This is a genomic window from Pantoea sp. USHLN298 (genome assembly GCF_037149395.1).
GTDB classification, from domain to species: domain Bacteria; phylum Pseudomonadota; class Gammaproteobacteria; order Enterobacterales; family Enterobacteriaceae; genus Pantoea; species Pantoea astica.
In genome coordinates, this window is record NZ_JBBCRO010000001.1 from 95,796 (window position 1) to 119,749 (window position 23,954).

Consider the following 23,954-nt stretch of genomic DNA (forward strand, 5'->3'; position numbering starts at 1 on the left):
CGGACTGGCGAATGCTATGGCATTACTCCGACTGTCGGCAGAACCAGAATTTACCGCCCCGAGCGCGGTTTCTTATTATTTATTCATGGAACAGAAATGCAGAAAAAATATGCCGTTGCGGCACTCACCTTACTCAGTGCTTCGCTGCTCAGCGGCTGCGCGACTGAATCCTCCCGTGCGATTGAAGCACCCCAGGTTCGTGCAGCCAGCCAGCCCGCTTACCAGGGCGTGCGCAGCCCGATTGCGGTTGGTCAGTTTGATAACCGCTCCGCTTACATGAACGGGATTTTCTCGGATGGCGTTGATCGGCTGGGTAATCAGTCAAAAACCATTCTGATCACCCATCTGCAGCAGACTAACCGTTTCAGCGTACTGGATCGCAGCAACCTGAAAGAGCTGGAGCAGGAAGCCGACTTCAAACGCAGTCAGCAAAATATCAAAGGCGCGAACTATATCATCACCGGTGATATCACCGAGTTTGGTCGCAAAGAAGTGGGTGACCAGCAGCTGTGGGGCATTCTGGGCCGCGGTAAGAGCCAGATCGCCTATGCCAAAGTCAATCTCAACGTGGTGGATGTCACCACCTCTGAAGTGGTGTTCAGCGCGCAGGGCGCTGGCGAATACCAGCTTTCAGCCCGTGAGATCATCGGTTTTGGCGGCACCAGCAGTTATGACTCGACGCTGAATGGCAAAGTGATGGATCTGGCGATTCGCGAAGCAGTCGATCATTTAGTGGATGGAATCAACAACGGCGCCTGGCGTCCGGCTAAATAAGGAAGTTATAAATGAAAGCGATCACACTGGGCGGCCTGCTGATGGCGGCTGCACTGCTGGCTGGCTGCGCGCCAAAAGCGCCGAAAACGATTTACTACTGGGGCGACTATCAGCAGCAGCTGTATAGCTACTATCAGAAGGATAGCGATCCACTGAAGCAGATCGACGCGCTGAATCTCGACGTTGAAAAAGCCCGTGCGGCAAACCAGCCGGTTGCGCCAGGGCTGCACGCGCAACTCGGCCTGCTCTACGCCAAAACCGGCGATACCCATAAAGCCTTCGGCCAGTTTGCGACCGAAAAGCAGCTGTTTCCGGAAGCGGGCCCATACATGGATTTTCTGATGAGTAACAAACAAGGAGTGACCCGGTGAAAAAACTGATTGTTCTGTGTGGCGCCCTGGCCGCGCTGCTGCTGACCGGCTGTGCGCAGCATAAAAAACCCTATGACTATAGCGCGTTCCGTGCCAGTAAACCGGCGTCGATTCTGGTGTTACCCGCCGAGAACAAAGCGCCGGATATCAATGCCGCTCACAGCCTGACGTCGCTGGTTACCCGGCCACTGGCTGAAGCGGGTTATTACGTTTTTCCGGTGGCGGTGGTGGAAGAGACTTTCCAGCAGAATGGCCTGACCAGCGGCAGCGAAATCCAGGCGGTCAGCCCGGCGCGTCTGAATAAAATCTTTCACGCCGATAGCGCGCTCTATATCTCCATCAGCGAGTACGGCAGCAGCTACCGGGTGATCGACAGCGTCACCACCGTGTCGGCCACCGCGCGCCTGGTGGATCTGCGCAGTGGCAAAGAACTCTGGCAGGGCTCCGCTTCCGCCAGTGACAATGAAGATGGTAACAACAATAGCGGTGGTCTGGTCGGCATGCTGGTCAGTGCGGCAATCAACCAGATCGCCAGCAACGTCAGCGACAAAGCCCATTCGATTGCCGGTCTCACCAGCAATCGCCTGCTGGCGCAGAACGAGCAGGGCGGTTTGCTGACCGGCCCGCGCTATACGCTGATCAGCGCCCGCTGATCGGTGGCAGAGCGGGCGCTGCGGCGCCCGCTATCCCTGCGGCAGCTCCAGCTGGCTGTAGCCCAGCCCGTTCATTTTCCGCACTTTAATCTGCACCGGTATCCGCTCTTTCATCGCTTCAACGTGGCTGATCACGCCGATGGTTTTGCCGCTGGCGTTGAGCGCATCCAGCGCGTCGAGCGCGGTATCGAGCGTTTGCGCATCCAGCGTGCCAAACCCTTCATCCAGAAACAGCGATTCAATGCGGGTCTTGTGGCTGACCAGGTCAGATAACGCCAGCGCCAGCGCCAGGCTGACGAGGAAGCTCTCGCCACCCGACAGCGTCCGGGTATCGCGCGCCGTGTCAGCCTGCCAGGTATCCACCACGTCGAGCTCCAGCAGATCCTGCGCGCGACGCTGCAACAGATAGCGGCCATGCAGCCGATCGAGCTGGCGATTCGCCAGCGCCACCAGATGATCCAGCGTTAAGCCCTGAGCAAAGCGGCGGAACTTATCGCCGCTGGCCGAGCCAATCAAATCGTTAAGCAGTCCCCACTGCGCCAGCACTGCTTCATCCCCGGCAATCTGCGTCATCAGGCTCTGCTGCTGGTCACGCAGGTGGGCATCGCTCTGCAACTGCTGCTGGATCTGGCCCTGCTGGCTGGCATTGTCACGCAGCGCCAGCCTGAGCTGTTCCAGCTGCTGCGCCAGGACCTCGGCCGAAGCGGGCATCGCGGCAGGCTGTGCCTGCTGGTGGGTCGCCAGCCGCTGATGCAGATCCGCCAGCCGCGCCTGCTGCTGCTGCCGTTGCTGATCGATCTGCTGTAGCTGCTGGCGCAGTTGCTGCACCGTCTGTTCATCGAGTAGCGCGGCGCGCAGTCGGGCTTCATCACTGAAACCGGCGGCGGCCAGCGCCTGCTGCAACCGCTGTTCCGCCTCGGCCAGGCGCGCGGTAAGCGTCTGCTGCTGACTCGCCACTATCGCCAGCTGACCCTGCAGGCTGCTGACCTCGCTTTGCGTCTGCTGTAAGCCATCCCGCAGCTGCGCGAGCTGCGCCTCGTGCTGGCGGAGGCTCTGCTGCATCTGCTGACGGGCGTCAGCCACCTCGCGATCGCCAAACAGCGCCTGGCGCTGCTGGCGCATCTCATCGAGCCGGGTCTGCTCGTGGTGCAACTGCTGCTGCTGAGCGGTCAGCTGCTGCTGTTCCCGTTCTGCCTGCTGTTGCAGGGCAGCCAGCTGGGTTTCGCCGCGCAGCAACTGCGGCTGCAGGTTAGCGAGTAACTGCTCACTTTCCTGCCAGCGCTGCCAGCGGGCCTGCTGAGTCTCCAGCCATGACGCGCGATCAGCGGCGGCAGGCAAGGTAAGGTTATGCTGGCTGAACTGCTGTTGCAGCCCATCCTGCACCTGCTGCCAGTCATGCTGTTCCTGCTGCTGGTGCTGTTGTAGCGCGCTGAGTGCCTGCTGCAGGTTATCCAGCGACTGCTGTGCCAGCTGCTCAGCCTGCAGATGCTGCTGCCAGATCTGCGCCTGCTGAAGATGATGGTCTTTAGCCGCCTGGCGCGCCTGTTCTGCGGTTTCCAGCGCCAGCCGTTGCTGCTCAAGCTGCTGTTCCCGTTCACTTTGCTGCTGCTGCCACTGGGCTAATGCGTCAGCGTCTGACAAGGTGAAGGTAAGTGCCAGCTCACCGCTGAGCGCCTGCCATTGCTGCTCCAGCGCGGTGATATGCCGCTGGGTTTCTGCAATATCGTCGCGCAGCGACTGCTGCTGGATCGCCGACTGTTTCAGTTGCTCTTTTTTGGCGGTGCCCGCTTCGCGAAGCGCGTCGACCTGCTGTTGCAGAGCCGCACGCCGCTGCTGACTGGCACTGATTTCCAGCGTGCTGTAAGCCTCAATCGCCGGATGGCTGCAGGAGCCGCACAGCGGGCAGGGCTGGTCAGGCGTCAGCTGGGCGCGATAGTGCGACAGATCGGCAATCTGCTGCTCCAGCGCGCAAATTTTCTCCACATCGTCCAGCTGCTGTTTTTCGCGTTTCCACTGATCGCGCAGGCTCTGTAATTCCACCTCCGCCTGCTGGTGGGCCTTTTCCAGTCCGGCCAGCTGCTGCTGGCGCTGACTCTGTTGCCGATGCAGCGGTTGCCACTGAGTCGAGAGCAGCAGCAGCTGCTGGCGCGCCGCGCGGCTGGCGTGCAGCTGGCTCAGCGCTTCACGCAGCGCCGCTGGCGGGTGCTGCTCCTGGAGCGAAGTTAGTGCTTGCTCCGCTTGCAGCAGCGCCTGTGCAGCGGCCTGTTCGGCTTGCTGGCGCGGTAATGCTTGCTGCGCCTGCTGCTCCCGTTCGGCCTGCTGCGCCGCGATCTTCTGCTGCTGTTGCTGCTGCTGTTGTGCCAGTCCGGCCAGCGTCGCTTCACGCTGCGCCAGCTGGGCGAAGCGTTCCTGCCACAGCGGCAGCAAAGCGCCCCATTGCGCCATATCGGCTAACTGCTGTCGCAGGGTTTGTTGCCCGGCGATCGCCTGTTGTAACGCGGTTAGCTGGCGGGTCTGTTCCGTTAACGCGCTTTGGGTCTGATCGTACTGCTGCTGCTGGCGATCTTTTTCCTGCTGCTGCCGGGTCAGCTGTTGTTGCAGCACGCGCAGTGACTGATCAAGCGGGATGACCTGTTCGTTGAGCAGGCTCTCCTGCTGCTGCTGTTGCTGGTGCGCCTGTTCAGCGGCGGCCTGCGCCGCGGCGGTAAGCTGCTGCTGGCGCTGTTGTTCAGTCTGCGCCCGCTGATGGGCCTCGGTGAGCTGCTGCTGGCGGCCGCGCACTTCATGCTGCTCCTGCGCCAGCTGGTCGCGCTGTTGCAGAGCTGGTCGCAGTTTTTCAGCCGGTTCGCTGCGCGCCAGTCGCTGCCGATCCGCTTCGGCGGCCTGTGCTGCTGCTTCAGCCTGCTGCAGAGCAGTGTTCGCCGTGGCGATCTCCTGCTCTAATTGCAGCGCCTGTTGCTGCCACTGCTGCTGCTGCTGAGCCTGCTGATAGTCGCGGCTCAGCGTCTTTTCCGCCTCGCTCAGCCGGGCGATCTGCTGTTGCAGCGCGGTGCGTGTTTCATCATCCAGCAGCGCCATCGCTCCCGCCCGGCTGCGCAACAGATCCAGCGCGGTCCTGGCCTCTTTATGACGTTCATAGATCGCCGTGGAGATCAGGCCGTAAATTTCGGTGCCGGTCAGCTCCTCCAGCAGTTCGGCACGTTCGCTGGCTTTGGCGTTGAGGAAAGCGGCGAACTGGCCCTGTGACAGCATCATAGAGCGGGTAAAGCGTTCAAAGTCGAGACCGGAGAGGGTCTCGATCAGCCTGAGCTTGTCGCCGACCTTGTCGGCGACAATGGTGTCATCGGCACAGCGCGCCAGCTCAACCCGTGGTGCCTGCAGTTTGCCGTCGGCGGTGCCGCGGGCGCGGTTCTGGCTCCAGAAGGCGCGCCAGGCTTCGCCTTTGATCTCAAATTCGACTTCGGCCAGACACTCGGCGCAGTCGCGGGTCATCAGCGCATTCTGACTCTGTGAAATGGCACCGAGGCGCGGCGTCTGGTGATAGAGCGCCAGACAAATAGCATCCAGCAGGGTGGTTTTGCCTGCGCCGGTTGCGCCGGTAATCGCGAACAGGCCGTTGCTGGCAAAGGGTTCGGCACGGAAATCGATAAACCATTCGCCGCGCAGTGCGTTGAGGTTTTTAAAGCGTAGCGTGAGGATCTTCATTGTGGCTCCCCGATATCGGCCAGCGTCTGGCGGAATAGCGTGGTCATCTGGTCGATCTGCTGCGGCTGCAGTTCGCTATCCAGCGCCAGCCGACGGGCAAACACCTCTTCCACTTTCAGCTCGCTCAGGGTTTCGTTATCCAGCCGCGCCAGGCTGTGCTGACGCTGCTCACGGCTGCGGCGTAACAGTAAGACTTCCACCGGCAGTTCTGCGGTCAGGGTTTCCACCTGTCGCTGCAGATCGCTGAGGTACTCCTGGGTCGTGACTTCGATATCCAGCCAGGTCGGCTTTTCCTGCGGCACGTCGCTGAATGCGCTGAGCTGCTGCGCAATCTGCGCCAGCGAGCCTTTCAGCACCTGCATTGGCTGCACCTGCGGCACCACCAGCGGGCTCACCGATTGCAGACCGCTGGCGGTAAATTCCAGCAGGAAGACGCTTTTTTCACTGCCCAGCTCATCAAAACTGAGCGGAATCGGCGAGCCGCTGTAGCGGATATGCTCACTGCCCGCTACCCGCTGAGCACGATGAATGTGGCCCAGCGCGATGTAATCAGCGTCCGGAAAGGCGGAGGCCGGAAAGGCGTCCAGCGTGCCGATATAGATGTCACGCACCGAGTCGCTCTGGCTGACGCCGACGGTGGTGAGATGGCCGGTCGCCACGATCGGCAGTGCCGGCTCCAGCGCCCGTGCGGCGGCAACGCGCTGCTGATAGTGGTGAGCAATCGCCTCCAGCAGCGACGTCTGCTTGTCACGTCCGGACTGACCGGCGCGGCTGCGCAGGATGTCGCGCGGTCGCAGGTAAGGAATGGCGCACAGCCGCACGCCCGGTTCGCCCTGACGGGTAGTGAGCACCATCACGTCACTCTCCGCCTGCGGCGTGGCGATCACCCGGGTATTCAGACAGGCGAGCAGCTCGCGCGACTCATTGAGCGTCGCCACCGAGTCGTGATTACCCGCCAGCACAATCAGCTGGCAGCCGCTGGGTTGCAGCGCCACCACAAAGCGGTTGAACATTTCGCGCGCGTAGCTGGGCGGGGTGCCGGTATCGAACAGATCGCCGGCGACGATTAACGCATCCACCTGATGCTGTTCAATCTGGATCAACAGCCAGTCGAGAAACGCCTGATGTTCCGCCGCCCGACTTTTGTTGTAAAAGAACTGCCCCAGATGCCAGTCCGCAGTATGAATGATGCGCATAAGAGTCCCTGCCGTTGTGATTCGCCCGGCGATTATACTGGCTCTGCGGCCAAAGCAAAAAATTGTCGCTGCGCTGTCATAAATGATTACCAACGGGGTTACAGGCGGGTTATGTTTTTCATAAAAGTGTCACAAATCTGACGCATAATGGCGCCGCGAATCTCAGTGACAGCCGTCATATCAGCAGGAGTAATAATGGCTAAGCGCATTTTGGTTGTGGAAGATGAAGCCCCAATCCGTGAAATGTTGTGTTTTGTTCTGGAGCAGAACGACTATCAGCCAATCGAGGCGGAAGATTATGACAGCGCAGTGGGTAAGCTGATTGAACCCTGGCCCGATCTGATCCTGCTGGACTGGATGTTACCTGGCGGCAGCGGCATTCAGTTTATCAAACACCTGAAACGCGAAGCGATGACCCGTGATATCCCGGTGATGATGCTGACCGCCCGCGGTGAAGAGGAAGACCGGGTGCGCGGGCTGGAAGTCGGTGCTGACGATTACATCACCAAGCCTTTTTCGCCGAAAGAGCTGATGGCGCGCATCAAAGCGGTCATGCGCCGTATCTCTCCGATGGCGGTGGAAGAGGTGATTGAGATGCAGGGGCTGAGTCTGGACCCCTCCTCGCATCGGGTGATGTCGGAAACCACGCCGCTGGAAATGGGACCGACCGAATACAAACTGCTGCACTTCTTTATGACGCACCCGGAGCGGGTCTACAGCCGCGAACAGTTGCTGAACCACGTCTGGGGCACCAATGTGTATGTTGAAGATCGCACCGTCGATGTTCACATTCGCCGTTTACGTAAAGCGCTGGAAGTCTCCGGCCACGATCGCATGGTACAAACCGTCCGTGGAACAGGGTATCGTTTCTCTGCCCGCTACTAAACGGAGTTTTCACCGTGCTGGAACGCCTCTCCTGGAAGAGATTACTGTCAGAACTGCTGCTGGCCTGTTTGCCTGCGTTGCTGCTCGGTCTGCTGTTCGGCTATCTGCCGTGGTGGCTGCTGCTGAGCGTGCTGGCGGTGCTGCTGTGGCATTTTCACAACCTGATGCGGCTGTCGCACTGGTTGTGGCTCGATCGTACCATGACGCCGCCTGCCGGACGCGCCAGCTGGGAACCGCTGTTTTACGGGCTTTATCAGATGCAGTTACGCAACCGGCGGCGGCGGCGTGAGCTCGGCAACCTGATTAAACGCTTTCGCAGCGGCGCCGAGTCGCTGCCGGATGCGGTGATCCTCACCACCGAAGAGGGCACCATCTTCTGGTGCAACGGGCTGGCGCAACAGCATCTCGGGCTACGCTGGCCGGAAGATAATGGCCAGAACATCCTTAACCTGCTGCGTTACCCGGAGTTCTCGCGCTATATCCGCCAGCGTGATTTCGATAAGCCGTTAACGCTGGTGCTGAATAACCAGTATCACATGGAGTTTCGCGTCATGCCCTACAGCGAAGGGCAGTGGCTGCTGGTGGCGCGCGACGTGACGCAGATGCATCAGCTGGAAGGCGCGCGGCGTAATTTCTTTGCCAACGTCAGCCATGAGCTGCGGACTCCGCTGACGGTGCTGCAGGGCTATCTGGAGATGATGAACGACTCGGTGATGAACGAGCGTTCGCGCGGCAAAGCGCTGCACACCATGTCGGAGCAGACGCGCCGCATGGACAGCCTGGTCAAACAGCTGCTGACGCTGTCGCGAATTGAAGCCGCACCGGCGATCGACCTGAAAGAGAAGGTTGACGTGCCGGTGATGCTGAAGCTGCTGCAGCATGAGGCCGCGACCCTGAGCAACGGGCGGCACGACCTCCATTTCCATACCGACCCGCATCTGAAAGTGTTCGGCAACGATGAGCAGCTGCGCAGTGCTATCTCCAATCTGGTCTACAACGCGGTGAACCACACGCCAGACGGTACCCGCATCGATATCAGCTGGCTGCGCAGCAAGCAGGGCGCCACCTTCCGGGTCTGCGACAATGGACCGGGCATCGCCGCGGAACATATTCCCCGTCTCACCGAGCGCTTCTACCGGGTCGATAAAGCGCGATCGCGCGCCACCGGCGGCAGCGGGCTGGGGCTGGCGATCGTGAAACATGCCCTGAGCCACCATAATGCGCGGCTGGATATCACCAGCGTGCCGCATCAGGAGACCTGTTTTACCTTTACCCTGCCAGCAAGGTTGATTGTCAGCGGTGGGATGCAGGAGAATGCCGTTCATTAATCGCTGCCGGATCTCCCTGATGCGCCTCTTTCTTTTATTGATCGTTACGCTGCTGCCGGGCATGGCGCTGGCACAGTCCGGCGCGCTGTCGGGCAACCTCAGCAGCGTTGGCTCCGATACCCTCGGTTATCTGATGACGCTGTGGGGTGAAGATTTCAGCCGACAGGCACCGGGGGTTAATGTGCAGGTGCAGGCATCCGGCTCCTCGACCGCACCCACGGCGCTGGCGGCTGGCGCCGCGCAGCTCGGCCCGATGAGCCGGCCGATGCAGGCAGATGAGCGTCAGGCGTTTGAAGCGCGCTATGGTTATCCGCCGCTGGCGGTGCCGGTGGCCATGGATGCGCTGGTGGTGGTGGTGAATCAGCGCAACCCGCTACAGCAGATCACGCCGCGTCAGCTCGACGCCATCTTCTCCATTACCCGACTGTGCGGCGCAACGTCAGTGCCGCAGCGCTGGGGCGATCTCGGTGCCCAGGGCGCCGGGTGGGCCCGACGACCCATCCAGCGCTACGGCCGCAACTCCGCCTCGGGCACCTGGGGTTTCTTCAAGCAGCAGGTGCTCTGTCAGGGCGATTTTCGCAACGACGTCGCGGAATTTCCCGGATCGGCGGCGGTGGTGCAGGCGGTGGCCGGCAATCCCCGCAGCATTGGCTACGCCAGTTTTGGCTTCCATCTCAGCGGCGTAAAGATGCTGTCGGTGGTTAACCCGCAGGGCGAAGCTGTGCCACCCGATGCGGAAGCGATCCGCAGCGGCCGCTATCCGTGGGCGCGTCCGCTCTATCTCTACGTCAACAAGGCACCGGGTAAGCCGTTACCGCCGCTGGTCGCCGCCTTTCTGCAACAGGTGCTCTCGGTGCAGGGACAGCGTCGCGTCAGCGAAGCGGGTTACCTGCCGCTCTCTGATCGTCAGATGGCAGAGGCACGCGCAGCGCTGCACTGATTGGTAACGGCGATGCGCTGCCGCCTTGCTGCCATCAACATGAATTTTCTTCACGTCTGTTGAATTTTCTTCTGTTGCAACGGGACGCAACCCATGTCACTCTCCTCTTAGACGTTTAGCCATCCAGATGGCTATTTATATCAGAATGCAATTATTTCCTGCCGTAACCATCGGCAGGCGAGTCAGGAGTGATCATGCAAAGACAAACCGCCCCGTTCCGTGCCGATACCGTTGGCAGTTTCCTCCGTCCCGCCGCCATTAAGCAGGCGCGTGAGCAGTTTGCTGCCGGAGAGATTGATGCCGCCGCCCTGCGCCAGGTTGAAGATGACGCCATTCGTGATGTGGTCGCGAAGCAGCGTGAAAATGGTCTGCAGGTGGTGACCGATGGCGAGTTTCGTCGCGGCTGGTGGCACTTCGACTTTTTCTACGGCCTGGATGGGGTAGAAGCATATGAAGCCGAGCAGGGGATTCAGTTCAACGGTGTGCAGACCAAAGCCCATGGCGTGAAAGTGGTAAGCAAGCTCGGCTTTTCCAGCCATCCGATGCTGGATCACTTCCGTTTCCTGCAAAGCGTTGCCGGTGACGCCGTGCCGAAAATGACTATTCCCAGCCCCAGCGTGCTGCACTTCCGCGGCGGGCGCAAAGTGATCGACGCGCAGGTTTACCCGGATCTGGCGGATTACTTTGACGATCTGGCCCAGACTTACAAAGATGCGATCAAAGCGTTTTACGATGCGGGCTGCCGTTATCTGCAGCTGGATGACACCGTCTGGGCTTACCTCTGCTCAGAAGATCAGAAGCGTGAGATCCGGGCGCGTGGCGACGATCCGGAAGCGCTGGCGCGGACCTATGCGCAGGTGCTGAACAAGGCGCTGGAAGATAAACCGGCCGACCTGACCGTGGGCCTGCATGTCTGTCGCGGCAATTTCCGTTCAACCTGGATCTCAGAAGGCGGCTACGAGCCGGTGGCGGAGATCCTGTTTGGCAGCGTCAACGTCGACGCCTTCTTCCTGGAATATGATAATGCCCGCTCCGGCGGTTTCGAGCCGCTGCGCTTCATTAAGCCGGGACATCAGCAGGTGGTACTGGGTCTGATCACCACCAAATCGGGTGAACTGGAAGATCCGGCGCAGGTGAAAGCGCGGCTGGCCGAAGCCGCACAATATGTGAGCCTCAGCCAGATCTGCCTTAGCCCGCAGTGCGGCTTTGCTTCCACCGAAGAGGGCAACAGCCTGAGCGAAGATCAGCAGTGGCAGAAGATTCGGCTGGTGGTCGATATCGCAAAACAGGTGTGGTAATGCTGTAAAGCTGTGCAAACAGGCGCGTAAAACGCGCCTTTTGTGCATTTATCAGCGGCCTGATGCGGGTAATTCTCGCGGTCTGTTTATTATTTAGGCACATCATCTTGGGTGCCTGCGCTAAAAATCAACGCTATCCACTGGCTCCGTTCTAAATAGCGGGATATCCTTCTGGTTTTCCGATCCCGTATTGCCTTTCCCCGCTATAAACGTTTTACTTAGCCCCGTTGTCGATCCATCCCTCCGTGAACAGAAAAAAAGCAGTTTAAATCACCTGCGCTTCACCTCACGACGAGCATAATGCGCTGACATTGGCTGGCTGGTCGGGGTTTTAACGCAGCAAGGGGACAACACTCACTCAACTTCCACCGCAACATCAGTGACAGGCCGTATGACACATCGTTTAACTTCGAAAGACATTCTCGCGCTGGGCTTCATGACATTTGCCCTGTTTGTTGGCGCGGGCAACATCATTTTCCCGCCGATGGTGGGCATCCAGTCTGGTGAACACGTCTGGACCGCCGCTATTGGCTTTCTGATCACCGCTGTGGGTCTGCCGGTAATGACCGTGGTCGCGCTGGCGCGCGTCGGCGGCGGCGTCGATGCGCTCAGTACGCCTATCGGTAAGGTTGCCGGTCTGGTGCTGGCTACCGTCTGCTATCTGGCGGTCGGGCCGCTGTTCGCCACGCCGCGCACCGCGACCGTCTCGTTTGAGATGGGGATTGCCCCGCTGACCGGTGAAGGCGCGATGCCGCTGTTTATCTACAGTCTGGTCTACTTTACGCTGGTGATTGGCGTGTCGCTTTATCCAGGCAAACTGCTCGATACCGTGGGCCACTTCCTGGCACCGCTGAAAATTGTGGCGCTGACCGTGCTGGGCGTTGCCGCGCTGGTGTGGCCAGCAGGCGGCACCATTCCGGCCACGGCCGATTATCAGCGTGCGGCCTTCTCCAGCGGCTTTGTTAATGGTTATCTGACCATGGATACGCTGGGCGCGCTGGTGTTTGGCATCGTCATCGTCAATGCTGCCCGTTCACGCGGCGTGGATAATGCCGCGCTGCTGACGCGCTATACCGTGCTGGCCGGCCTGATTGCCGGTGTTGGCCTGACGCTGGTTTATCTCTGCCTGTTTAAACTGGGCGCGGGCAGCGGGGCGCTGGTGGATCAAAACGCCAACGGTGCAGCGATTCTGCATGCCTATGTTCAGCACACCTTTGGTAACATGGGCAGCTTCTTCCTGGCCACGCTGATCTTCATCGCCTGTATGGTCACTGCCGTGGGTCTGACCTGCGCCTGTGCGGAATTTTTTGCGCAATACCTGCCGTTGTCGTATAAAACGCTGGTGTTTATCCTTGGTCTGTTCTCGATGGTGGTGTCGAACCTCGGCCTGAGCCACCTGATTCAGATTTCCATCCCGGTACTGACGGCAATTTATCCGCCCTGTATCGTGCTGGTGGTGCTGAGCTTCACCCTGAACTGGTGGAACAAGAGCAGCCGGATTATCGCGCCTGCTATGCTGATCAGCCTGCTGTTCGGTATTGTGGATGCGATTAAAACTACCGGGTTTAAAGATTTGCTGCCTGCATTCAGTCAGCATCTGCCGCTGGCCGATCAGGGTCTTGCCTGGTTGCCGCCATCGCTGGTGATGCTGCTGATTGCCGCCGTGGTCGATCGGGTTAAGGGACGCGAACAGGTCACCGTTCACTCGTAACAGACGGCACTGATTTTTCTTTAACCACGGGCTTGCCCGTGGTTTTTTCATTTCACAGGTACAGGTTGTTATGCAAGAAACCAACAAGCTCAAACGCGGACTGAGCACGCGCCACATCCGCTTTATGGCGCTGGGATCGGCGATTGGCACCGGGCTGTTTTACGGTTCCGCCGATGCGATCAAAATGGCCGGACCCAGCGTGCTGCTCGCCTATATTATCGGCGGGGCAGTGGCCTACATCATCATGCGCGCGCTGGGCGAGATGTCCGTCAACAATCCCCAGGCCAGCTCCTTCTCACGCTACGCCCAGGACTATCTCGGCCCGATGGCCGGTTACATCACCGGCTGGACTTACTGCTTTGAAATCCTGATTGTGGCGATCGCCGATGTGACGGCGTTCGGCATCTATATGGGCGTCTGGTTTCCTGAGGTGCCGCACTGGATTTGGGTACTGAGCGTGGTGCTGATTATCGGCGCGGTCAACCTGATGAGCGTGAAGGTGTTCGGCGAAGTGGAGTTCTGGTTCTCCTTCTTTAAGGTCGCCACCATTATCGTGATGATCCTCGCCGGTTTCGGCATGATTATCTGGGGCATCGGCAACGGTGGCCAGCCGACCGGCATCCACAATCTGTGGACCAACGGCGGCTTCTTTGCCCACGGCGTGGTCGGGATGCTGCTGTCGCTGCAGATGGTGATGTTTGCTTACGGCGGGATCGAAATTATCGGTATCACCGCCGGGGAAGCGAAGGACCCGGAGAAGTCGATTCCCCGTGCCATTAACTCGGTGCCGTGGCGCATCCTGGTGTTTTATGTCGGCACCCTGTTTGTGATTATGTCGATCTATCCGTGGAACCAGGTAGGCACCTCTGGCAGTCCGTTTGTGCTGACCTTCCAGCACCTGGGAATTGCGGCGGCGGCCTCGATTCTGAATTTTGTGGTGCTGACCGCCTCACTCTCCGCCATTAACAGCGACGTGTTTGGCGTGGGCCGTATGCTGCACGGTATGGCCCAGCAGGGACATGCACCGAAGATGTTTATGAAAGTCTCTTCCCGCGGCATTCCGTGGGTGACGGTGGTGGTGATGATGTTCGCGATGCTGATTGCGGTCTATCTCAACTACCTGATGCCGGAGAAGGTGTTCCTGGTGATCGCCTCGCTGGCGACCTTTGCCACGGTCTGGGTGTGGATCATGATTCTGCTGTCGCAGATCGCCTTCCGCCGCAAAATCGGCAAACAGGCCGCCAGCCAGCTGAAGTTCGCGCTGCCAGGCGGCAGCTGGACCGCCGGTGTCGGTGTCGCCTTCCTCTGCTTCATCATTGCGCTGATTGGCTATTTCCCGGATACCCGGGTGTCGCTCTATGTCGGCGTGGTGTGGATAGTGGTGCTGCTGCTGGGCTATAAGCTGGTGCGTAAGCCACACTAATCCCTTTGTGGCTCCCCGGCATCCGGGGAGCCACAGGCGGCATGCCGCCTCTGCCATTCTCTTCCCTGATCCCAACCTTTGACCTTCCCGGCATCATCTTCTCAGCAACCTCCCTGCGCCAGAACAGGCGTGACGGCGGCAGGTTGCAGAGGGTGGAATATCCTTTAGCGTGGGCAACGGATGATTGACAGGGATTGAGCTGGCCGTCAGGTAAAACCCGGCGGTGAGGAGGTCAGGCTGGAGGATGAGTGCATGGCAGGGAGCGGAGAACAAATAAAAAACGGCGAAACCAGTCGCCGAAATATTCAAGAGAATCAGAGAAATAAAAAGGGATGATTGACGGGGTTATCGTAAAACAAAATTAACGCCGCTGGTAGCCAGGCTATTTTAAATAAGAAAACTCCCCGCCCGCGCTGATTCAATTAATTAATCGTGGCAGCGCTGCACAGCCACAGCGGCGTAAATTTGATTAGCCGCAGGATCAGGGCAATCTGACCGAAACCGGCATCGTGGCGCTGTTGTCCAGCCGTTTTTGCCATTGCGTCAGCGTCGATTGATAAGGGCAAAGCAGACCGACATCGGTGATCCTGCAGTCTGGCTGATGCCACTCCTGACGTAATAAACCCTGTGTATCATCAATCGGCTGTAACTGCCGCAGGCCATCCAGGCTCTGCGCCTGGAAGTAAAGCCGCAGAAAACGCTCGCCGCTCTGGCTGTCGCGCCAGCGCTCCAGCACCAGGCTGCTGCCGGGCGGGATATTGCCACGGGCGTAGCCGGGCAACTGCCAGTCAAATCCCAGCAGCGTACGCACCATCGCAATATTGGTGTCATGCGCCACCAGAATCAGCCAGCGGGTAGAAGAGGTTGTGCTGGTCATTTCAGTCAGCATCGCGTTAAGCAGAATTGAGCCCCGACGCTGCGCCTGATAGAGCAGGTCGTTGCTGAGATCATAATTAGCGGTCAGCAGCGGCAGCAGCGAGGTGATCTGCGCCGCACGGGTGATATGTCCCCACGCCAGCTGATCGAACGGCAGATTTTCGCTGTAACCCAGCCGCAGCGTCTCCACCATGCTGGCCATCACGCTCAGCCCCTGAACATAGGTGTTGCCGCTGCGGGTTTGTTTGAATTGCCATGGCCGATCAAAAAAATCACAGCGATCGGTGGGTGGGCAGACCGCCGCTTTCAGCTGCTGAATCGCCGGCTGCAGTTGCTGCTGTAGCTCTGCCAGATCGCCCGCTTTCTGCTGCTTTGCCGCTAACTCCCGATCGGGATCGGTTTTTGCGATTGCCAGCTTATCGCTCTGGAACAGTGGATCAATCTCACCCGCCACGTAATGGATTGGCACGCCGCAGCCCGGAAACGCGCTGTCAGCGATCGCCTGAGCGGTGGCACGGGTGCGCTGGAGCGGGCTGGCGCGCAGATAGACCTCGGCTGAGGAGGGACAGCCAGCCGGCAGCAAACCGAGCTGGCGATAGTGCTCGCCCTGCCAGCGCCCCTTGTTGACTACGGCGCTGTAACCGTGACCGGTCAGCTCGCCATCCGCCGTTGACCACACCGGCCAGGATTGCTGGCTGGCGGCTTCGATCTCTTTCCGGTTGCCGGGCGTCGGTGGCCGCACGCCGTGGCGGCTCAGCTCAACCACTTTCTCCAGCTGGTAGTGGGGCTGCGGTGCCGCCTGCAGCGGCAGACTCAGCAGCCAGAGTGAACTTAGCGTTAACACCCAGCCGCGCCACCGGTTACGCATCATTTATTCATCCAGCGCGCGATTGCCGGTCAGCGCTTTGATCTGTGGATAGAGTGCAGCGTTCGCCAGCAATACCGGATTGCCGTTTTTCAGGCCGTCGTTAGCGAGGTAATCGTTGGTCATGCCGCCCGCCTCGCGCATCAGCACGATACCCGGCAGGCTATCCCAAGGATGCATATGCGCTTCGTAGTAGCCAATCAGCCGGCCCGCCGCCGCCCAGGCACTGGTCAGCGCGCCGGAACCGATGCGGATAAACATCCCGCCCTGTTGAATCAGTCCGCCGATCAGTCGGGTGACGCTTTCCGCGCCGGTGCGGCTGGAGTTGCTGATGCCGAGCAAGCCTTCGTTGAGCTGCTGCGCGGCGTGAACCTGCAGCCGGGTCTCATTGACCCATGCGCCCTGGCCCTGTCGGGCATGGAACAGCTCCTGATGATTGGGATCGCATACCACGCCAATCACCGGTTCACCGTCACACACCACCGCCAGTGAAACGCACCAGTTAGGCAGGCCGTTAACGAAACAGGCGGTGCCGTCAATCGGATCGACGACCCAGATAAACCGGGCATGACCCATTTCGCCGCCGCTCTCTTCACCGTAAACGGCATCCTCCGGGAAGCGCTCCTCAATCAGCGTTTTGATTAAGGCTTCGACGTTGCGATCGGCTTCGCTGACCACGTCCTGCAGATCCCTCTTGTGTTCCACCACCAGGTTTTGACGCTGCTGATACCAGGAATAAGCCCGGCTGGCCGCCGCACGGGCGATGTCGCAGGCGTAACGATAACGCGCGTCAATTTCAGAATGCGAAGCGGATGACATCTTTCCCTCTTATGATTTTTTTGCCATAGCGAACGGAAGTCGCGCCTGAACAGGCGTTCTGGCTGTGTGGTTTGCTTAACTATTGTTAAGAAAGGCTTCATTAAGCCGCAGATGAGACGCGATGGCAAGATGGGGAAGGGGCGGTCAGCCCGCTTTTTTGTGCGTTAATGGCCGGCAGCCGCCGGCTGACAGAAGAGAATCAGGTTTTACAGCGTTCTGGCCGTCGCCAGCGCCATTAAACGCGGATAAAAAATGAAAAACAGCTCTTCGAGCTGATCGTAATTTTCCGTGAAATCCTGATAAGAGTCGCGCAGCGCCGCCAGGCGCGGGCGGCGACTGGCCATACCCTGCAGCACTCGCTCCAGACGTGCAGGCTCGGCATAGTGCTCAAACCAGCGCTCGCGCCACATCACCGCGTTCAGTTGCTGAAAGGGTTCGGGCGTCGCCGCCAGCTGCGGCATGATTTCGCGCTCGGCGGCGGCCGAAAATTGCGTCAGGGTCAGGTCGGGAGTGAATTGCGGCCAGTGACGGGCGAGAAAATGGTCCCAGATGACATCGAGGGTGATCGGGGCGACGCGGTAGGTTTCCGGGCGGAACAGCTGACGGGCACGGCGGACTTCCGGCAGCGCATCGGTCATCACGTCGAGCCGGCGATGCATCAGAATACCGTCCGCCACCGGCGTGGGCCAGTGCTGGTGCGGGTTACCCCGGACAAAATCAGCCATTAAATTGCCGAGCAACGAGCTGTCAGCCAGTTGGGCCAGATGGAGATGTGCAAGAAAGTTCATGCTGCATTATAGGCTGAACTGCCTTTGCGCAGCCAGTTGTTCAGAATTGGTCGATTTTCCGCTAAACTGTGCCGCCTGTTTTTGCCTGAGAAAGAACTCTTTCATGCGTGTCGCCGATTTTGCTTTTGAATTGCCCGAATCCCTGATTGCCCACTATCCGCAGGCGCAGCGCAGCGGCTGTCGTCTGCTGTCGCTCGATGGTCCCAGCGGCGCACTGACGCACGGTGTCTTCACCGACGTGCTGGATAAGCTCAATCCAGGCGATCTGCTGGTGTTCAACAACACCCGCGTGATCCCGGCGCGCGTCTTTGGTCGTAAAGCCAGCGGTGGCAAAATCGAAATGCTGGTGGAGCGGATGCTTGACGACAAGCGCGTGCTGGCCCATGTGCGCGCCTCAAAAGCGCCTAAGCCGGGCGCCGCCCTGTTGCTGGGTGAAGATGAGAGCGTTAAAGCGACCATGGTGGCGCGCCACGATGCGCTGTTCGAGATCGTGTTTGACGATGAGCGTGCGGTGCTCGATATCCTGAACAGCGTCGGTCATATGCCGCTGCCTCCTTACATCGATCGCCCGGATGAAGAGGCTGACCGCGAGCTTTATCAGACCGTTTACAGCGCCCGTCCGGGTGCCGTCGCGGCCCCGACCGCCGGTCTGCACTTCGATGAACCGCTGCTTCAGGCGCTGAAAGAGAAGGGCGTTGAGATGGCCTTTGTTACGCTGCATGTCGGGGCCGGAACCTTCCAGCCGGTGCGCGTCGACAACATTGAAGAGCATCATATGCACGCCGAATATGCGGAAGTGCCGCAGGAGGTGGTGGATGCGGTGCTGGCCTGTAAGGCGCGCGGCAATAAGGTGGTCGCGGTCGGCACCACTTCGGTACGTTCGCTGGAGAGCGCGGCCAAAGCGAGTCAGGATGCGCTGATTGCGCCGTTCTTCAACGATACCCAGATTTTTATCTATCCGGGCTACCACTATCAGGTGATCGATGCGCTGATCACCAATTTCCACCTGCCCGAATCTACCCTGATTATGCTGGTCTCGGCGTTCGCCGGTTACCAGCACACCATGGCAGCCTACCGCGCTGCCGTGGCTGAGCAATATCGTTTCTTCAGTTATGGTGACGCGATGTTTATCAGCAAAAATCCGCAGGCGCCGCTGGAAAAAGTTGGCGACTGATTTATTAACCCATGACCTGTTGCGCCGCGTGGTATTCAGGCAGTACATGTGTTACTTGCCGCGTCGCGCGCACCAGGCCAGTTGCTGCTCAATGGTGCGCAAGACGGAATGCTCGCCGGGTGCGAAGGTTATGACAGTAAAAAACTGCTATGTCGGTTCCGTTACAGGGTCAATGCAAATTATCTTCGCATAAACCCAATTCTCTTATTCCCTTATCAACCACAGGTATTATCCGGCCTGCTTCGCGGCCACACTGAATCTGAACAGCCGTTGCTGTGGTGAAGTGTACTTTATCCGCATCGAATTTAGGTTAGCATTCTGAAAAGGTGTTGATGGGGATGGCTAACTTTTTTGGAAGTTGGGAGGCGTTAAGGCTATCAGGGATTCTCTTCAGGACCTTTTCTATATCATATCCTCTAACTGGTTTTTCGTCAGTAAAAGAGTAGGTATGAGCAACTAACCTGATATATTTATGGTGCAGAGGTTTCCTGCCTATCTCGACAGAAATATTAAAAAAATCATATCATGATGCATAAAAAAGGGGCGTTAAGCCCCTTTAATAAATGACAGGATAAGATGTTAATTTAACCCTTTATCATAAACGTAGAAAAGAGAACTTTGGTACTTTATGATTGTATCGGGCTTTCCATATTGTTTATTGATGCCATCAATGCATAGATCTATATTTGAGCATGACTCGCCATCAGAAGATAGCATTATGAATGTTTTTTTATTTCCAGGTTTAATTTTGTTTCTGAAAGATTGAGCATGGGGAGTATTCCAATCAATAAAGCCATTGTCATTTCTAAATATAACAGGGCTGAAATCAATTTCCCCTTTCGAAAGCCAGTTTACGACGTTTGGATTACCCGACCAATATGGACCAAAGCCATAATTCAGGCCGTTTTGTTCCATGAATTTAACTTGAGATTCGGCAGAGGAGACAAGATTGTCACTATTTTGTTTCAAATGAACAACTAAGGAAGAGATGGAAATAAATGAAATTGCAATAATGTAAAGATGTTTTGAACCATGCTTTGATAATATCATAAAAAAAGATATTATATAAAATATATAAACTATGTTTACTAAGAACCTGGCGGAATAGTATTGTTTTTCTGGGGAGCCCAATATATAAGCTCCAGATATCCCTGCCACACTCATAACAAGTAAGAAAGATATTGCGTTTTTTTCAGCGAAATATAATTTATATAAACCATAAGCGCCAAGGGTCATGATAACGACAAATGATGCAATCCTTGAAATTTCATTGTCAGCGTAGAATAAGTTTAACATAGAACCTATCCCATACGCATACCAATATATATTGGATTTTATTACTTCAATGCTGGCCAGATGAAAATGGGATAAAGGCACTGCGAGCCAGTTCTGGAGTATATGGCTGAAATAAATCAATAAGGAAATGAGTGCTATTGTAGAAGGGATGAATTTATTTTTTTTATCCGTGCTGTCACTTAAAAGTTGGTACAATAAAAAAGGAATACCAAATGATGCAATATACCAGGGATCAGAGACGCCAGCAATCAATATTATTAGTGAGGAGATTATGGATGCTAAAATCTTACGATTTATTCGCAGGTTTACGTAAATTAACAAAAGACCATAAAGATTCGATGTGTTATGAGAAAATGGATGGGAGATAAATCCAACCTTGTAACAAAAATAAGGGAGGAAACATAAAAAAGGAACTATAAAGATAGAGTTTTTATTTGATGTTATTTTGCTTAATATCAGGAATGATATAATGGCGCAAGTGAAGACCTGTAGAGACGATATTGCAATAAGAGTGTTTATTGACTCATATCCGAATATTTTATAAATAATAAAATGAATAGGGTATACTGAGAGATACCAATTGTCATCAGTTGGGATCCATTCTTTTATTGCATGAAATCCGCTTCTTTCTATTTCTCCCCAGACTAATGCAGAGTTTATTGTATCTGCATCAAGCGTAAAGTACTTGCCAGAGGTATATATTGATAAAATAAGTGAAAATGTTGAAATTAAAAAAAATAGGTATGATTTATTCTGTTCTGTGTTTGTCATTATAAGGGAGTCCGATAATTTAAATGATTTATTTATCTGTGTTGTTTTTTAAAATAAACTTTGGTCTCCTTTTTGATTCGATATATATCCTTCCGATATATTCACCCAGAACGCCGATGCCGATCAACTGAACACCGCCGAGGAAAAGTATTGAAACCATAATGGACGTATATCCATGCACCGCATTTCCATATACTAACTTTTCAAAAATCATGAATAATCCATAAAAGAAAGAAAGACCGGCCACAGTCAATCCTATGTATGACCATATACGAAGTGGGAAAGTTGAAAAAGATGTAAACCCCTCTAGCGCCAGGTTCCACAACTTCCAGCCATTGAATTTACTCTTTCCAGCCACCCGGTCTTCCCGGCGATACTCAACGACAGCAGTCTTTCCTCCGACCCAGCTAAGTAAACCCTTCATGAAAATATTTCTTTCTTTAAGGCGCAAAATGCTTTTCACAATGTCTTTCGACATAAGGCGGAAGTCGCCGACATTCTCTTCTATTTTTGGATTGCTTATTTTATTGTGCATCCTGTAGAAAGCTGATGCAGTTCTACGCTTCAGGTAGCTGTCACAGCTTCTGTCTGCTCTCTTTGCAAGAACGACATCATAACCTTCTTGCCACTTAGCGATAAGCTCAGGAATGACTTCGATAGGGTCCTGTAGATCAACATCTATAGGTATGATGGCGTCACCGGTGGCAAATTCCAGTCCCGCATAAAGCGCTGGCTCTTTGCCGAAATTCCTTGTGAAAGATATGGCCTTAACAAGGTCATCTTCAGATGAAAGGCGATTAATAATGCTTTCGGTGCCATCTGAACTGCCGTCATTAATAAATACTATCTCAACATCTTTCCCTTTGAACTGGTCTAACTCCCTCACTGCTGAATAGAAAATAGGTATCGCTTCCTCTTCATTGAGAACAGGGACAATAAGAGATATTTTCATTTTTTCTTCCTGAATATTATGAACTTAGAATAAAAAAAACCACACACCAGGCTTACGCATGAGAATACAAACAACGTCATGACAGGAGGGACGTGTAATCTGTCAGAGTATGATCCAATCATGATGGCAACTATCCCCATGAAGAAAACATACATGATGTATCTGATCGTCGTCGCTTCAGTGCTGAACGTCCATCTTGCATTTGCAAAGAAGGAGAATGTTACAGCTGCACAGAATGCGATGAAATTAGCAAGTGCCTGAGGCTGACCAGACTTGTAGAAAATTGCAAAAGTCAGCCAGTGAATTAGCGTGTTGATTATGCCTACGGTTGTATACCGCGCGAACAGATTAAACATTCTTGTGTCCATAGTTAAAGTCGGAGGATTTTGTCACTGGATGAGGCCATGATCAAGAACTCCTGGAAAGATGGTGCATCTTCTGAAAACCCGCTCCCTTATGTTTTAAGTGTGACAAATTTGTGACAAAAAATTGACACAATTGCGCAGAAATCGATAAATCCTGTAATACAATGACGGCGTCCCCGATCGGGTGACTGGCTGGCTTGTATAGCAGCTTCTGTGGTTGTTATCATGCGCCACGTTTAATTAGACATCGGACTGTTTCTCCGGTGGAGGCTTTGTGAAATTTGAACTTGATACCACAGACGGGCGCGCGCGCCGTGGCCGTCTGGTTTTTGATCGCGGCGTGGTGGAAACCCCGGCGTTTATGCCGGTCGGTACCTACGGCACGGTAAAAGGCATGACGCCGGAAGAAGTGCAGGAGACCGGCGCACAGATCATTCTGGGCAATACCTTCCATCTCTGGCTGCGTCCCGGCCAGGAGATCATGAAACTGCATGGCGACCTGCATGACTTTATGCAGTGGAAAGGGCCGATCCTGACGGATTCGGGCGGTTTCCAGGTCTTCAGCCTGGGCGACATCCGCAAGATCACCGAAGCGGGCGTGCACTTCCGTAACCCCATCAACGGCGACGCCATTTTCCTCGATCCTGAAAAGTCGATGGAGATTCAGTATGACCTCGGCTCCGACATCGTCATGATCTTCGACGAATGTACGCCGTACCCGGCGGACTGGGACTATGCCAAACGTTCAATGGAGATGTCGCTGCGCTGGGCAAAACGCAGCCGTGACCGTTTTGACAGCCTGGGTAACAAAAATGCGCTGTTCGGTATCATCCAGGGCTCGGTTTACGAAGATTTACGAGATGTGTCGGTGAAAGGTCTGGTAGAGATTGGCTTTGATGGGTACGCTGTGGGCGGCCTGGCGGTGGGTGAGCCTAAACAGGACATGCACCGTATTCTAGAGCACGTCTGCCCGCAGCTGCCGCAGGATAAACCGCGCTATCTGATGGGTGTCGGTAAGCCTGAAGATCTGGTGGAAGGGGTCCGTCGCGGCGTCGATATGTTCGACTGTGTGATGCCAACCCGCAACGCGCGTAACGGCCATCTTTTTGTCACTGACGGTGTGGTGAAAATCCGCAACGCGAAATACAAAGATGACACCGCACCACTGGATGCGGAATGTGATTGTTACACCTGTCGCAATTACAGCCGCGCCTACTTGTATCATCTGGACCGTTGTAACGAAATACTGGGCGCGCGTCTCAATACGATTCACAATCTGCGCTATTACCAGCGCCTGATGGCAGGTTTACGCCAGGCCATCGAAGAGGGTAAATTAGAGCGCTTTGTAAACGAGTTCTACCAACGGACGGGCAAAGAAGTTCCGCCTTTAACGTCTGATAATTCATCTATGAGGGAAATTTAATGAGCTTTTTCATTTCTGACGCCGTGGCCGCAGCAGGCGCACCGTCGCAGGGAAGTCCGTATTCTCTGGTGATCATGCTGGTGGTGTTTGGTCTGATTTTTTACTTCATGATCCTGCGTCCGCAGCAGAAACGTGCGAAAGAGCACAAGAAGCTGATGGATTCCATCTCTAAGGGCGATGAAGTGCTGACCAGCGGTGGCCTGGTAGGTCGCGTAACAAAAGTGTCTGACACTGGCTACGTCTCTATCGCGCTGAATGAGACCAATGAAGTGGTCATTAAACGTGATTTCGTCGCTGCCGTTCTGCCGAAAGGTACTATGAAGGCGCTGTAATTCTATCTT

Annotated in this window: 20 protein-coding genes; 12 read left to right on the forward strand and 8 right to left on the reverse strand. The window is 56.0% G+C overall.

All coding sequences use genetic code 11. The annotated features are described in order from the left end of the window. Window positions 1–96: 96 nt before the first annotated feature. Genes WFK59_RS00515 through WFK59_RS00525 form a run of 3 tightly spaced genes read left to right on the forward strand, consistent with a single transcriptional unit; the run spans window position 97 to window position 1,798 of the window. Window positions 97–774, forward strand: coding sequence for a CsgG/HfaB family protein (locus WFK59_RS00515; protein ID WP_233985149.1), 678 nt, complete (start codon window positions 97–99; stop codon window positions 772–774). Between the two features lie 11 nt (window positions 775–785). Next, window positions 786–1,145: a DUF4810 domain-containing protein gene (locus WFK59_RS00520; RefSeq protein WP_233985148.1), complete on the forward strand. Its 360-nt coding sequence runs from the start codon at window positions 786–788 to the stop codon at window positions 1,143–1,145. Beyond that, window positions 1,142–1,798 carry a DUF799 domain-containing protein gene (locus WFK59_RS00525; protein WP_336754783.1) on the forward strand — a complete coding sequence of 219 codons (657 nt, stop codon included), beginning with the start codon at window positions 1,142–1,144 and terminating at the stop codon, window positions 1,796–1,798. The genes WFK59_RS00520 and WFK59_RS00525 overlap by 4 nt, the downstream gene beginning before the upstream one ends. A gap of 30 nt (window positions 1,799–1,828) precedes the next feature. Here the strand turns inward: WFK59_RS00525 and WFK59_RS00530 are convergent, their stop codons facing one another. Together WFK59_RS00530 and sbcD are read right to left on the reverse strand one after the other, a co-directional pair. After that, window positions 1,829–5,503, reverse strand: a complete 3,675-nt coding sequence (locus tag WFK59_RS00530) for an AAA family ATPase (RefSeq protein WP_336754784.1) — start codon at window positions 5,501–5,503, stop codon at window positions 1,829–1,831. After that, a complete protein-coding gene (sbcD, locus tag WFK59_RS00535; protein ID WP_233985145.1) occupies window positions 5,500–6,699 on the reverse strand; it encodes an exonuclease subunit SbcD in 1,200 nt (399 codons plus the stop codon). Before sbcD ends, WFK59_RS00530 begins: the two co-directional genes overlap by 4 nt. 195 nt (window positions 6,700–6,894) lie before the next feature. On the opposite strand from sbcD, the gene phoB reads away from it, so the two are divergent. From phoB to proY, 6 genes are all read left to right on the forward strand, one after another. Continuing rightward, window positions 6,895–7,584 (forward strand): phosphate response regulator transcription factor PhoB, encoded by a 690-nt coding sequence (gene phoB, locus WFK59_RS00540; RefSeq protein WP_003852491.1) that lies wholly within the window; start codon window positions 6,895–6,897, stop codon window positions 7,582–7,584. A gap of 14 nt (window positions 7,585–7,598) precedes the next feature. Beyond that, window positions 7,599–8,912, forward strand: a complete 1,314-nt coding sequence (phoR, locus tag WFK59_RS00545; protein ID WP_233985144.1) for a phosphate regulon sensor histidine kinase PhoR — start codon at window positions 7,599–7,601, stop codon at window positions 8,910–8,912. 19 nt (window positions 8,913–8,931) lie between these two features. Then, window positions 8,932–9,852 (forward strand): PstS family phosphate ABC transporter substrate-binding protein, encoded by a 921-nt coding sequence (locus tag WFK59_RS00550; RefSeq protein ID WP_233985143.1) that lies wholly within the window; start codon window positions 8,932–8,934, stop codon window positions 9,850–9,852. A gap of 194 nt (window positions 9,853–10,046) precedes the next feature. Beyond that, window positions 10,047–11,150, forward strand: a complete 1,104-nt coding sequence (locus WFK59_RS00555) for a cobalamin-independent methionine synthase II family protein (RefSeq protein WP_233985142.1) — start codon at window positions 10,047–10,049, stop codon at window positions 11,148–11,150. Between the two features lie 391 nt (window positions 11,151–11,541). Further along, window positions 11,542–12,861, forward strand: coding sequence for a branched-chain amino acid transporter carrier protein BrnQ (gene brnQ / locus WFK59_RS00560; RefSeq protein ID WP_233985141.1), 1,320 nt, complete (start codon window positions 11,542–11,544; stop codon window positions 12,859–12,861). A gap of 70 nt (window positions 12,862–12,931) precedes the next feature. Then, a complete protein-coding gene (proY, locus tag WFK59_RS00565) occupies window positions 12,932–14,284 on the forward strand; it encodes a proline-specific permease ProY (protein WP_233985140.1) in 1,353 nt (450 codons plus the stop codon). A gap of 481 nt (window positions 14,285–14,765) precedes the next feature. On the opposite strand, the gene WFK59_RS00570 is transcribed toward proY, so the two are convergent. The 3 genes from WFK59_RS00570 to WFK59_RS00580 all read right to left on the reverse strand — a co-directional run bounded on the left by WFK59_RS00570 (window position 14,766) and on the right by WFK59_RS00580 (window position 17,632). Beyond that, window positions 14,766–16,031, reverse strand: coding sequence for a histidine-type phosphatase (locus WFK59_RS00570; protein WP_442956290.1), 1,266 nt, complete (start codon window positions 16,029–16,031; stop codon window positions 14,766–14,768). After that, on the reverse strand, window positions 16,032–16,844 hold the full coding sequence (locus WFK59_RS00575; RefSeq protein WP_336754787.1) for an inositol monophosphatase family protein: 813 nt from the start codon (window positions 16,842–16,844) through the stop codon (window positions 16,032–16,034). It abuts the gene before it with no gap. Between the two features lie 206 nt (window positions 16,845–17,050). Further along, window positions 17,051–17,632 carry an acyl carrier protein phosphodiesterase gene (locus WFK59_RS00580; protein WP_336754788.1) on the reverse strand — a complete coding sequence of 194 codons (582 nt, stop codon included), beginning with the start codon at window positions 17,630–17,632 and terminating at the stop codon, window positions 17,051–17,053. 103 nt (window positions 17,633–17,735) lie between these two features. Between WFK59_RS00580 and queA the strand changes: the two genes are divergently transcribed. Continuing rightward, on the forward strand, window positions 17,736–18,806 hold the full coding sequence (gene queA / locus WFK59_RS00585; RefSeq protein ID WP_336754789.1) for a tRNA preQ1(34) S-adenosylmethionine ribosyltransferase-isomerase QueA: 1,071 nt from the start codon (window positions 17,736–17,738) through the stop codon (window positions 18,804–18,806). 579 nt (window positions 18,807–19,385) lie between these two features. Here queA and WFK59_RS00590 read toward each other — a convergent pair. From WFK59_RS00590 to WFK59_RS00600, 3 genes are read right to left on the reverse strand one after another with little or no spacing between them, the layout of a single operon-like run. Continuing rightward, entirely contained in the window at window positions 19,386–20,873 is a 1,488-nt protein-coding gene (locus WFK59_RS00590) for a hypothetical protein (protein WP_336754790.1), read from the reverse strand. A 28-nt stretch (window positions 20,874–20,901) separates the two neighbouring features. Then, window positions 20,902–21,825: a glycosyltransferase family 2 protein gene (locus tag WFK59_RS00595; protein ID WP_233985135.1), complete on the reverse strand. Its 924-nt coding sequence runs from the start codon at window positions 21,823–21,825 to the stop codon at window positions 20,902–20,904. Next, window positions 21,822–22,181, reverse strand: a complete 360-nt coding sequence (locus tag WFK59_RS00600; protein WP_233985134.1) for a GtrA family protein — start codon at window positions 22,179–22,181, stop codon at window positions 21,822–21,824. The genes WFK59_RS00595 and WFK59_RS00600 overlap by 4 nt, the downstream gene beginning before the upstream one ends. 283 nt (window positions 22,182–22,464) lie before the next feature. Between WFK59_RS00600 and tgt the strand changes: the two genes are divergently transcribed. Further along, on the forward strand, window positions 22,465–23,613 hold the full coding sequence (gene tgt, locus WFK59_RS00605) for a tRNA guanosine(34) transglycosylase Tgt (protein ID WP_233985133.1): 1,149 nt from the start codon (window positions 22,465–22,467) through the stop codon (window positions 23,611–23,613). After that, window positions 23,613–23,945, forward strand: a complete 333-nt coding sequence (gene yajC / locus WFK59_RS00610; RefSeq protein ID WP_031374695.1) for a preprotein translocase subunit YajC — start codon at window positions 23,613–23,615, stop codon at window positions 23,943–23,945. The genes tgt and yajC overlap by 1 nt, the downstream gene beginning before the upstream one ends. Window positions 23,946–23,954: the final 9 nt, after the last annotated feature.